This is a genomic window from Micromonospora sp. NPDC005305 (genome assembly GCF_040607315.1).
Classification (GTDB): domain Bacteria; phylum Actinomycetota; class Actinomycetes; order Mycobacteriales; family Micromonosporaceae; genus Micromonospora.
On the sequence record NZ_JBEXGL010000029.1, the window covers coordinates 25,273 to 37,722 of the forward strand.

Genomic DNA, 12,450 nt, shown 5'->3' on the forward strand with positions numbered 1-12,450 from the left:
CCGACGGGTAACACGCAGCTCCCGCTCCAGATGCCCAGCCAGGGCGCCGTTCCTGTCCTCTCGACGTTCTCGGCGTCCTCCGTCCGGGCTACCCTCCGTGCATTCGGCAGTTGTCTCCTCGCGTTATTGAGGGCCAATCGGGCACCGAATCCGGCTGGTAGTCGCCCTGAGGGGCAGCGGCCTCGAAGCATGCGCCGTCGCGGACCTGCTGCACGGCTTGCTCGTCCTCGGCGTGCTCTGATGGAGTTGGGTGGTGCACACGGTGGTCGCGCCCATGTCCCTACGCGGTACGACCCGTCAGGAGGGCAGTTCGATCAGAGAGAGATTCCGATCCACCGCCGTCCACGCCTTGCGAGCCCCGAGGACGGGCTCGATCCGAGGAACCGTGTACCAGTTGGTGCCGATGCCGGTGTGCAGCGGCACCGCCGACTCCAGCCCAGGGCCAAGCTCGTAGATGTTGTCGCCGAAGTTCGCCCCGGCGTAGACGCGGCCGCGATGGGCGACGATCTCCCCGTAGCCGCTGAGCTTGCCGGACCGCAGGACTGTGCGGGTGGTGAGGTCGTACGCGAGCCACGTGCCGCTCGTGCGCTTGTAGAGCGCGTAGAGCACCCCGTTGAGGACCTCGACGTGTTGCATGCTGGGCTGGTCGGGCAGCGGCGCGAACCGGTCGACCACCTCGCGACGGCTGATGTCGAACACCGCCACCTGGGAGGTGGGTTCGGAGGGCGGGATGCCGTTGCCGCCCCAGGTGTCTCCGGCGATGTAGGCGAGGTCCCCGTCCAGCGCGATGGCGTTCAGCGCCTGGTTCGGCAGGATGTCGAGGCGTACGTCCATCTTCCCGGTCGCCGGGTCGAGGAGCGTGAGGGCGCCCTGCAGGCTGCCGTAACGCGGAGCCGACGCGATCAGGACGAGGCCCGACGGGTCGTGGTGCACCACGTCCCAGGGCCGCTGCTGGTTGTTGCCGATCCTGCCGAAGCTGCGCACCCGGCCCGTGTGGGGGTCCAAGTCGATGACCTCGCTGCTCGGGTACAGAGCGCTGATCATCCCGTTCCGCCACGCGACGATGTCCTTCGCCTCGCCGGCGACGGGGTGCCGGCGGCTGATGCCGCGAGCGGGTTTGTGCACGGTGATCGCGAAGTGCCCGCCGACGTAGACCGAGCCGTCGGGCGCGGCGCACATCGACTGGAGGAGCTCGGGTCCGGCCGCCCGTGCGTCGTCGGTCAGGTCGTCCTGCTCCACCGTGTCCCGGCCGGGCGCGAGGGTTGACACCCGGCCACTGCCGTTGGCGGCGAAGACGGTTCCGTCGGGGAGCAGCGCCACCCCGCGTCCCTCGTCGCCTTCCGGGCCCTGGGCGATCTTGACTAACCGGTCGCCCTCCCGACGGAGGATCGATCCGGTCAGCCGTCCCAGGGCGAGCAGCCCACCGTCGTCGGTGACGGTCAGGGAGTCGACCAGGTACTCCTTGTCGGCGGGCACCTCGACGTAGCCGGAACCGTCGTGGGCGATGTCGTGGACCCCGAAGGCGGACGCGGCGTAGACCCGGCCGCCGCCCGCGGCCAGTGCGCCGAGGCCCGCGTCGAGTGGGGTGCCGGCGGGCATGATGTCGACCTTCACCCCGGTGCTGCGGTTGATCCGGACGATGTGGGAGGGGATCGTGCCCGCGTACACGTAGCTCTCGTCCGCGGCGAGCAGCCGGGCGTACTGGGATCCGGGGAAGGCGCGCCCGAGGTTCGTCAGCGCTCCGGTCGCCGGTTGCAGGGACCAGACCTCCCCCCGGGGATAGGTGCCGAAGTAGACGACGCCGTCCGGTGCCGTGGTGGCGGCGAAGACGATCGTGCCGGACGGGCCGATGGTGCCGAGTCGCCGGGCGGTCCGGGTCGCCGGGTCGTACTCGACGATGTCGCCGAACGAGTAGGTGCCGATGTAGACCTTGCCGCCGGAGACGGTGCAGGCCCAGCCGCCGTCGCCACGTTCGAGCGAGACCACGTCGGTCACGGTGCGGGACACGATGTCGTACATGACCACCTTCGGCGGCGTCTGCCCCCGGGTGACGAAGTACCCGGTGGTGCCGTCGACGGCCATGCCGACGATGGCCGCGCTCAGTGACGCCGGGCCGAACTGCCCCGGCTCGCGCGGGCTGCCGGCCGAGGCCGGCAGTTCACCGAGCATGCTGCCGCCCAGCGCGGACAGCGCCGCGAGTTGAATCACGTTACGTCGGTTGAGATGCGTCATGCGTCTGCTCCTCTTCGCTGAGGGACGTGTCGAATCTGTCAGCGGCCGGCGATCGCGATGCGGACCAGGTTGCGGTCCTTGAGGCCGAACAGCGCGCGCCGGGACGGGTCCAGGGCGAGTTTGGGTTCGCCGCCGAACCACTGGCCGGCGAGTCCGTCGACGATGGTCGTGACCGTGAACGTCACCAGATCAATCTTGTAGACCGCGTTGCCGTCGGTGGTGTACGCGACCCGGCGCACGATGTGCAGGTCCGAACCGCGCGCGCCGACCTTCGTGGTCCGGGTGACGCGGCGCCGTAGCAGGTCGTACTCGAAGAGCACCCCGCTGTCGGTGATGCCGTAGACGGCGAGCGCGGTGTGCGCGAGGCCGGGGATGACCTTCGCCCCGGACACCGGTTCGACCTGCCAGCGCAGCCGGCGGGTGCGCAGGTCGAAGGCGGCGAGCCGGGCGGTGGTGGTGACCGGCGGCAGGCCGAGCCCTTCCTGGATGTTCGTGCCGAGGTAGGCGACGCCGGCACGGCACGTCAGGGCGTAGAGGCTCTGCCGCTCGACGACGGGCCGGTAGGTGTCGAACCGGCCGGTCCGCGGCGCGTAGAGAGCCAGCGTCCCGTTGAGGTGACCCGGCTCCGGCTGCGTGGTCATGGCGATCAGCCCGGTCGCGTCGTCGTACGCCAGATCGCGCGGGCGGTCCTGCTGGTTGCCGGTTCCGGCGAGCAGGGTGGCCTCGGGCTCGCCCGCACGGTGGCGGTAGAGCAGGGCCTGGGTGTAGACGCCGAGGTACGTGGCGTCGCGGACGGTCAGCGCCGTCTTGGGTTCGCCCGGTATGCCCAGCCGGGTCCGTGTGCCGGTGGCGAGGTCGTGGATGTCTGCGCCGCCCTTGCCGCCGACGTAGACGCGCCTCCCGTCGCTGTGCACCGACATGGGCTCCTCGGGCGCGGCCCGGAAGCCGCGCTGCACCAGGTTGACGTAGCGCAGGGAGCGGTCGGCGGGGTCGAAGACGAAGATCGCGCCGTCCTGCACGCCGTAGACGAGGCCGTCGCGGACGAGGAGCCGGTGGGTGGCCGCCTCGGGCTGGGCCACGCCCAGGGTCTCGACGGTTCCGCCGTCGATCGCGCAGCGGTAGAGCATCCCCGACGGCCGTCCGGCGAAGTAGACGTAGCCGTCGTGGATGAGCACCGAGGTCACGTACTTCTCGCCCGTGGTCAGCACCCGGTGATCGGTCGGGGCGGCCTTGTTCAGCACGAGCACCTCGCCGTTGGAGGAGATGCCGCCGGCCAGGTGGGTGTCGGACAGCGTCATGCTCGCCACGAAGTCCCGGCCCGCGAGCGCGGCGGGAAGGATGTCGCGCCTGGCCCCGGTCGCCCGGTCGATCGCGACCAGGTGGGCGTGCGCGCCGACGCCCGCGTAGATGGTGGTTTCGTCCGCGGCAATGCTGCGCACGTAGGCCTCGCCGTCGACCGTCACGCCCAGGTCGCGGCTTACTCCCGTCGCCGGGTCGTACTCGACGATCCGGCCGGGCTCGGAGATCGCGAGGTAGACCTTGCCGTCCGGCGAGGAGGCGAGGTTCCAGATGAAGTGGTACGGGTAGGTGCCCACCCTGTCGAGCGCGCCCGTGACGGTGTCGAGGCGGTAGAGGTCGGAGCGGCTGTGGGTGCCGACGTAGACGTCGGTGCCGACGCGGCACATCGCCCACACGCCGATGCCGGTCGGGATGTCGGTGTGGGAGGTGACGGCGTCGGCGGTGAGGTCGTAGCCGCCCACGAGGTTGGGCGAGAGCCCGCGGGTGCCGGCGTAGAGCACCGAGCCGACGAACTCCCCGTTGCCCAGCGGAGTGGTGACGCTGGCCGGGCCGAGATCGGTGAGGGTGCCTTCGGGCTCGGCCGCGGCTTCGGCGTGGGCGGGGGCCGAGGGGAGGAGCGCTGCTGCGCCGGTGAGCGCGGCGGCCTGCAGGAGGTGACGGCGGGCGACCATGAGCACCGCCTTTCGGTCGGGGCCGGAATTGCGCAGAGTCTAGTACGGCGGTCGCCCGCCAGGACATGGTCGAGGGGGAATTAGTTGATTAAGTTGAGGACACACCCCGGACGCGATCGTGAGTGCGGGGCGTTGACGTTGGCGGAGGACCGAGCCTAGGGTGGTTGCGGACCCGCCCGATATGGGTTGCGGAGGCTCACGCCAGCAACAGCTCACCGACGCCCCCGGAGGGATCGCCTCCCGGGGCCTCATCCAGATTCCGGTACTGACCGTCACGGCTCGGCCGCCGGCTCCCCGGCGGTCGCTGGAAGAGAAGCAGGCGCCCATGACGAACCGCCGTACGTTGCTCCGCTCCGCCGTCGCCCTCACCGCCGCGCCGGCCCTTTCCCTCGCCTGGACCGTGAACCCCGCGACCGCGGGCGTCGCCACCGGCGACTCCGCCGCCGGGGTGACCGTTGACCCCTTCGGCATCCCGCTGCGCGACGTACTGCTCATCGGTGGCACCGTCGCCCCCGGCCCGACCGGAAAGCCGGTGCTCTGGTCCGCGGTGTCCGGGGAGCCGGCCCGGCTGGCCGCGATCGACCCCGCGACCGGCCGCACCGTCTCCGCCCAGGACCTCAGCGGCGCCCCCGGCTCGTACGCGGTGGCCGCCGCGCCCGACGGCACCGTCTACGTCGGTGCCTACAACACCGGTGACCTGTATCGTCGCCGGCCCGGGCCGGACAGCCCGGTGGAGAACCTCGGCCGGCCGCTGGCGTCCGAGACGTACATCTGGCGGATGGCCGTGGATGACGCGGGCGTCGTCCACGGCGGCACCTTCCCGGGCGCGCGGGTCTTCGCCTACGACCCGGCCGCCGGGACGACCCGCGACTACGGCCAGGTGCTTCAGGGCGCCCAGTACGTCCGCAGCCTCGCCGTCACCGCGGACAAGATCTACGCCGGCACTCAACCGGACGCCCACCTGTTCGAGATCGACAAGGTCACCGGAGAGCGGCGTGAACTGCCGCTGCCCGAGGGCCTGGGCGACGGCGTCGGCCTGACGGTCTACGACCTCAACGTCCACGACGGCCGCGTGTACGCGCGGTTCGGCTCGGCCACCAACGGCCGGCTCGGCGTGTACGACATCGCCCGGCGCCGGTGGACCGACCTGATCGACGACGTCGCCGGCTTGGACGTCTCCGCGCCCGGCCCCGGCGGCCTGGTCTACTTCACCCGCGCCGGGCGGCTCACCGGCTACCACCCCGGCAAGCGCACGTTCACCGACACCCCGCTGGTCTTCCCCGGCCGGGTGGTGAACAACCGGGGCATCGGGTGGGTGACGCTCCGCGACAAGGACTGGCCAGGGCGAACGCTGGTCGGGCTGCTCTGGCGCGGCGACATGTTCCGCTGGAACCCGGTGACCGGGCGGGCCGACGTGGTGCAGACCGACGTGCCCGGCGCGCCGATCCCGATCGCGGCACTGCACGTCGGCCCGACCGGCACCGTCTGGGTCGGTGGCTACCTCAACGGCGGCTTGGCCCGGGTGGACCCGGACACGGGCATGTCGACCTTCCAGCGGTTCGCTCAGGTGGAAAGCGTGCTGGAGACCGGCGACCGGGTCTGGCTCGGCGCGTACCCGGACTCCCGGCTGTACCGGTACGACCCGGCCGCGCCGTGGCACAGCCCCGAGTACTCGCCCGGCCTGCCCGGCAGCGCCGACAACCCGGCGAAGCTGCTCGACCTGAAGTCCGCCGACCAGGTACGAGCCCGGGCGCTGACCGACGCCGGCGACAAGGTCGCGTACGGCACCATGCCCAACACCTCTCTCGGCGGCGTGCTGGCCATCGTGGACAAGGCAACGGGCGTGTCGCGGGTGCACCGGCCGGTGGTCACCGACCAGTCGATCGTCAGCCTGGCCCATGTCAACGGCCTACTCGTCGGTGGCACCTCGATCTCCGGTGGGTACAGTGTGCCCCCGCCCACGCAGACCGAGGCGACGCTGTTCGGCTGGGACGTCGCCGGCGACATCAAGATGTTCGAGTTCGTGCCGGTGCCGGGCGCGACGGCGATCCCGGCGCTGACGCCGGACCGCACCGGGCTGCTCTGGGGCCTGGCGGGCGGCCAACTCTTCGCCGTCGACCTGGACACCCACTCGGTCGTCCGGCGCCTCCAACTCGCCCCGGGCGTCGCCGACAGCCGCGGCAAGCTCGGCTACCACGCCCCACGCCACCTGCTGTACGCGTTGGTACGCGGCCAGCAGGTCGTGCAGGTGGACCTGGCCACCGGCGCCACCCGGCAACTGCTGCAGCAGCCGGCGGAGTTTCTCGCCGCACACCCGGACGGCCGGCTCTTCCTCGGCGACGGCGAGCACCTCTACCGCGTCACCGTGACCGGCTGACAGCCGCCGGCCCGGCAGCGAAGGCCGGCGCCGGCTGCGGCCGCACCAGCGCAGGCATGGGCAGGAGCGGGCCGGCGATCCCCCCTCGGGATCGCCGGCCCGTCGTCACGGGTGCGAGCGCTACAGCTGGATGCGAACGAGGTCGCGGCCGCGCAGGGCGTACAGCGCCGATCCGTCCGGAGCGGCGGTGATCAACGCCCCACCGCCGTACCACTCGGCGTTCAGGCCGGTCACGAACGGGGTCACCGACATCGTCGCCGGGTCCAGCTTCCAGACGTCCCGGCCGTTCGTGCCGTAGATCGTCGAGCCGACCTGCACCAGGGTGCTCTGCCCGGCCGCGACCGTGGTGGTCGCCACGACCTGACGGGTCCGCTGGTCGACGGCGAAGAGCACACCGGTCTCGGTGAGGCCGATGATCCGGTTGCCGGTGGCGACCAGGTCCACGACCTGCTTCGCGCCGGGGACCGGAGTGATCTCCCAGGTCTTCGACCTGGTCGTCAGGTCGACGCCCGCGAGCCGGGCCTCGGTGGCCCGGGGCGTGGTGCCGAAGCCGCCGTTGACGCTGCTGCCCAGGAAGGCGGTGCCGTGCTTCACCGCCACCGACCGGATCGACTGGTCCGCGATGACGTCGCGGTGCACGTCCAGCGCCCCGGACCGCGGGTCGTAGAACGACACCGCGCCGCCGTAGCGGCCGTAGTCCGGTTCGGTGCCGACGACCAGCAGCTTGTCGGCGGGGGACCAGGCCGCGTCGAGCGGCCGGGTCTGTTCCTCGCCGATCGCGGCCACCCGGCGCGGGTCGCCGCCGGGTGCCATCCGGAACAGGTACGCCAGCGTGTACACCGACATCCAGATCTCGCCGGCGACCGGGGTCATCGCCTTCGCCTCGCCGGGCAGGAACCGGCGGGTGGAGGTGCCGGCGGCCAGGTCGTGCACCTGCACGCCGGCCTTGCCGGAGACGTACACCCGGGGGCCGTCGGTGGCGATGGCCATGGCCAGTTCCGGTGCCGGCGGCATACCGGCCTGGGTCAGGTCGACGCCGGTCAGCTCGCCGGTGGCGAGGTCATAGGTGACCACGCTGTTGGTCACCACGCCGCGCAGTTGGTCGCCGGTGACGAAGAGCCGGCCGAAGGAGGCGCCGTCGTAGGGCACGGCCAGGGTGCTGAGCTGCCCGGTGTCCCGGTCGTACCGGCGCAGCGTGCCCGAGGGCCGGGTGCCCACGTAGACGTCGTTGCGCTCGGGGTCGATGGCGATGGCGGTGATGAAGCTGTCCGGCGTCTGCACCACCTCGTAGCGCGACGGGTCCGCGGTGTCGATCAGCAGCATGGTGCCGGTGGGGGAGAGGGCGGCGGCGAGGAGACCATTCTTGAGAGCGAGGGTGCCGACGAAGGTGCGATCGGCGAACTCGGGCGGCAGGATCTCCCGCTTCGCCCCGGTGGCCCGGTCGATGGCGATCAGGTGGGCGTGCGCGCCGACGCCGGCGTAGATGGTGGTCGCGTCGACGGCGATGCTGCGCACGTACTGCTCACCGGGGACGACGACGCCGTAGTCGCGGGTGGCGCCGGTGGCCGGGTCGTAGGAGAAGACCCGCCCGTTCGGGTAGGTGCCGCCGTAGATCACGCCGTCGGGCGCGGTGTCCATGGCCCAGATGTACCGGTCGGGGGAGACGTCGGCGACCTTGGTGACCCCGGTGCCGGTGGTGTCCACCCGGTACAGGTCGCCCGGCTCGTAGGTGCCGACGTAAAGGTCGGTGCCGACCGCGGCGGTGGCCCAGGCGCCGCCGCCGGTGGGCAGTTCGTAGCGCCGGTTCACCCGCTGCTCGTGCAGGTCGTAGCCGCCCACCACGATCGGCGACACGCCGCCGGTGGCCGTGTAGATCGTGCCGTCGATCAGTTCCGCGCCGTTGACGGAGGTGACCTCGGACGCGGGTCCGAGGTCAGTGACGGTGCCGGGCGGCGCTCCGGCGTGGACGGTTTCCGCCGGGGCCTCGGCGTGGGCGGTTGCCGCCGGGACCGCCAGCGCGGCGGCGGCCAGGGCGAGGGCCGCGGTCAGCGCGGTACGTCGCAACACTACCTCCAGAGATTCAAGGTTTCGGTCAGGGCTGTAACTGCTACAGCGCATCATGTCGAGCAATGTTGTGTCGAGACCCGAACCGCAGGATCTCCGCCAATAGCCTGCATCGATCGGTGCCTCTAGAATTCCGGACGCCACCGTAATACGGTGACGGCATCGTCGAACGTGGAGGTCGCCGGTGTGGTCGTTCCGCCGTACCCTTCTGACCGCCGCCGTCCTGGCACTCGCCGCCGCCCTGCTCCCGGCCGCCGCCGCCTCGGCCGCACCACCCGGGGCCACGCCCGGCACCGTCACCGATTTCGGTGTCCAGCAGACCGCCCTCACCGTCTTCGAGGCCCACTACGGCACCGGCGCCGATGGCCGGCCGGTCGTCTACGGGGTCCAGATGGGATCACCCGGGGTGCTCAGCGTGACCGACCCGGTGACCCGCGAGCTGCTGGACACCGCCTACCTGCCCGACTCCTCCGGCGCCTGGGGCATCACCCAGTCCGGCGACGGCACCGTGTACGCCGGCAGCTACCCCAACGCCCACCTCTACTCATACGACCCGCAGGCCCGGACCACCGTGGACCTCGGCGCCCCGGTCGCCGGGCAGACCGTCCTCTACGGCCTGCGGCCCGGCGCGGACGGCCGGGTATACGGCGGCACCTACCCCGGCGCGCACGTCTTCTCCTACGCCCCCGGCGAGGGCTTCCGCGACCACGGCCGGATGTACCCCGGCGAGCAGTACGTCGTCGACGTCGCGGTGGACCCGTCGCGCAACCTGCTGTGGGCGGCCGTCGGCACCGCCGGCCACCTGGTCCGTCTCGACCTGGCCACCGGGGAGAAGCGCGACATCTGGCCGGAGGCGCTGCGCGGCGACGCGAACTACCCGTACGACATCAACCTGGTCGGCGGGAAGCTCTTCGTCAAACGCAACAAGCTCCAGGGGCTGGTGCTCGACCCGGACATCGGCGCGGTCCTGGCCGATGGGTTCACCATGGGTTCGCGCGGCACATCGCCGCTGGCCCCCGACGGCCGGTCGGTCTACTTCACCTCCGGCACCGAGCTCTGGCGCTACGACCTGCCGACCGACAAGGTCGGGCCGGTGCGCGACGCCACCGGGGCGCCGGTGCGCAGCGACGGCGCGGGCATCGGCTTCGGCTTCCTCGACGGCCAGCTGTACGCGGTGATCGGCAACTACGGCGGGCAGGCGCTGCGCTACGACCCTGCCGCCGGGGCCAGCGAGCGGTACCAGCTACCCTTCCCGCCGCAGGCCCTGGACATCAACACCATCACCGCCGGCCCGGACGGCCGGATCTGGACCAACCTCTACATCAACGGAAACCTCGCCGTCCTCGACCCGGCCACCGGCACGGCGACCAACGTCGGCCGGCTCGGGCAGGCCGACGGCTTCGGCTGGCACGAGGGCAAGATGTACCAGGGCGTGTACCCGTACGGCGGGGTGCTGGTCTACGACCCGGCCCGGCCGTACCAGCTCGGCACCAACCCGCGTGAGCTGTTCCGTCTTCAGCCCGACGGCCAGAACAGGCCGATCGCCTTCGCCTCGTCCGGTAGCCGGATCTACGTCGGCAGCACCCCGGACTACGGCCTGTGGGGCGGCGCGCTGACCGTCTACGACACGGCCACGGGCGCCCGTACCACCCGCCGGAACATCGTCGCCGACCAGGGCGTGATCAGCCTCGCCGTGATCGGCGACCGGCTGTGGGCGGGCACCACGATCGGCGGTGGCGGGGGCACCGTGCCACGCGCCACCGAGGCGAAGGTGTTCACCGCCGACCTGGCGACCGGCGAGAAGACCGCCGAGTACACCCCGGTGCCCGGGGCCGACGCGATCACCTCCCTCGTCGCCGGCCCGGACGGGATGATCTGGGGCCTCGCCGACGGCGAGGTGTTCATCCTCGACCCGACGACCGGAGCGGTGACGCACCGCCTCGACGTGCCGGGCAACTCCTCCGGGGTGGCCGACGAACTTGTCGTGAGCGCCGCCGACGAGCACGTCTACGCCTCGCTCGACGGCTACCTGCACAAGATCGATCCACTGTCGAAGGCCGTGCGGGTCATCCGAGACGCGCAGACCTACCGGGTAACGCAGGACGGCGCCGGCAACCTGTGGTTCCGCAACGGAGTCAAGGCCGCAAACGGGGCGGTCCAGTACGGCTCGCATCTGCTGCGATACATGCCGGAGCCGGACGACTGCCCCCGCTCCGACCTGCGGACCCAGGTGTACGCGGGCGGTGGCACCGGCGTACCGAACCGGTACGCGGAGCGCGGGTGTACGGTCAACGACCTGATTCGCGACGAGGCGCACTGGGACAGCCACGGTGCGTTCGTGGCGCACGTCGCCGAGGTCACCGGCGGTCTGGTCGACGCCGGCCTGCTCACTGGCGGCGAGAAGGACGCGATCGTGGCGGCGGCCGCGCGCTCCGGCACCGGCCGATAGCCGGCGGGCCCCGCTCCTGCACCGCACGGGGGAGGAGCGGGGCCGACCCGGACCAGGTTCAGGCCACCGTGGCGGCGGTGAGGTCGACGGGAGCGCCACCGCTGAGCCGGCTGCGCTCCGCCGCGAACGCCATCCGGTGACTGTCCAGGGACTCCCGTGGCCCCGACCGCACCGCGGACCGGTCGCCGGTCGCGACCGCCTCGACGAAGGCCGCCATCAACCGCGTGTCCCCGCCGCCGTGGCCGGAGCCGGCGTCCGCCCCGCCGCCCCGCGTGTCGGTGGTGACGGTGGCGCCGGTGACGAAGTCGGTGACGCTGACCTGCTCGCCGTCGCCCTCCAGGTAGCCGTGCGTGCCCATGACGCGGGTGCGCCGGTGGCCCCCGGGGGTGAACGCGCTCATGGTCAGGGTGGCCGTCGTCCCGCCGACGAAGGAGATCGTCACGCTCTGGTGGTCGGCGACGTCGTTGTCGCCGGTGAAGACGCACCGCCCGTACGGGCCGTCGCGCAGTGCCGCGGTCACCCCGGCGGGGGTCAGGTCACGGGTCACCACCGACAGAGGCCACTCGTGTCGGTCCGGGTCGGCTAGGCAGTCGCGGTAGAAGCGGGCGGCCGAGTACGGGCACCGCGACTCGACGGGGCAGTCGAGGCAGCGGTCGGCGGCACCGGCTGGCCGGTTGCCGGGGTGGAAGTAGTGCAGTCCGCCGACGCTGCTGACCCGCACGGGGGTGTCGTCCACGATGTAGCGGAGCCAGTCGAGGTCGTGGCAGCACTTGGCGAGCAGGCTGCTGGACGAGGTGTCGGCGCGGCGCCAGTTGCCGCGGACGTAGGAGTGCGCGAAGTGCCACCAGCCGACCGGCTCCAGGTGTTCCACGCCGATGATCCGGCCCAGGGCCCCCGCCTCGACGTACCGCTTCACCGCCTCGGTGAAGCGGGTGTAGCGCAGGACGTGGCAGACAGCGAGCAGGACGCCGGTCCGTTCCGCCGCCTCGGTCACCGCCGCGCACTCGGCCTCGGTCGGCGCGATCGGCTTCTCCAACAGGACGTGGTAGCCGAGTTCGGCGAAGCGGGCGGCGGGTTCGGCGTGCTCCCGGTCGGGGGTGGTGAGCACGACCGCGTCGGCCAGCCGGGGCCTGGCGGCAAGGGTCTGCCAGGAGTCGAAGTGTCCCGCTGGGGGCACGCCGTGGGCGTCGGCGAGCGCGTTGCGGTGGGTCGCGCGGAGGTCGGCGACCGCGACGACGCGGGCCCGGTCCGGGAATCGCAGGGCGTAGCCCGCGTACGTGCTGCCACGGTTGCCGGCGCCGACGACGGCGAGGGATACGGTCATCGGGTTCCTTCGCTATTACGGGGCTGGATCGATC

At 72.0% G+C, this 12,450-nt stretch carries 6 protein-coding genes; 2 read left to right on the forward strand and 4 right to left on the reverse strand.

Annotation, left to right across the window (positions count from 1 at the left end; all coding sequences use genetic code 11):
• Window positions 1-297: 297 nt before the first annotated feature.
• Both ABZS80_RS30030 and ABZS80_RS30035 read right to left on the reverse strand, forming a co-directional pair.
• Window positions 298-2,232, reverse strand: a complete 1,935-nt coding sequence (locus tag ABZS80_RS30030) for a hypothetical protein (protein ID WP_355061107.1) — start codon at window positions 2,230-2,232, stop codon at window positions 298-300.
• Between the two features lie 38 nt (window positions 2,233-2,270).
• Entirely contained in the window at window positions 2,271-4,202 is a 1,932-nt protein-coding gene (locus ABZS80_RS30035; protein WP_355061109.1) for a hypothetical protein, read from the reverse strand.
• 325 nt (window positions 4,203-4,527) lie between these two features.
• Between ABZS80_RS30035 and ABZS80_RS30040 the strand changes: the two genes are divergently transcribed.
• Window positions 4,528-6,579, forward strand: a complete 2,052-nt coding sequence (locus ABZS80_RS30040; RefSeq protein WP_355061111.1) for a PQQ-binding-like beta-propeller repeat protein — start codon at window positions 4,528-4,530, stop codon at window positions 6,577-6,579.
• 120 nt (window positions 6,580-6,699) lie between these two features.
• Here ABZS80_RS30040 and ABZS80_RS30045 read toward each other — a convergent pair whose 3' ends face one another.
• Window positions 6,700-8,643, reverse strand: a complete 1,944-nt coding sequence (locus tag ABZS80_RS30045; protein WP_355061113.1) for a hypothetical protein — start codon at window positions 8,641-8,643, stop codon at window positions 6,700-6,702.
• A gap of 184 nt (window positions 8,644-8,827) precedes the next feature.
• On the opposite strand from ABZS80_RS30045, the gene ABZS80_RS30050 reads away from it, so the two are divergent.
• Window positions 8,828-11,092, forward strand: coding sequence for a hypothetical protein (locus tag ABZS80_RS30050; protein WP_355061115.1), 2,265 nt, complete (start codon window positions 8,828-8,830; stop codon window positions 11,090-11,092).
• Between the two features lie 58 nt (window positions 11,093-11,150).
• Here ABZS80_RS30050 and ABZS80_RS30055 read toward each other — a convergent pair whose 3' ends face one another.
• Window positions 11,151-12,416 carry a Gfo/Idh/MocA family oxidoreductase gene (locus tag ABZS80_RS30055; RefSeq protein ID WP_355061117.1) on the reverse strand — a complete coding sequence of 422 codons (1,266 nt, stop codon included), beginning with the start codon at window positions 12,414-12,416 and terminating at the stop codon, window positions 11,151-11,153.
• Window positions 12,417-12,450 lie beyond the last annotated feature (34 nt).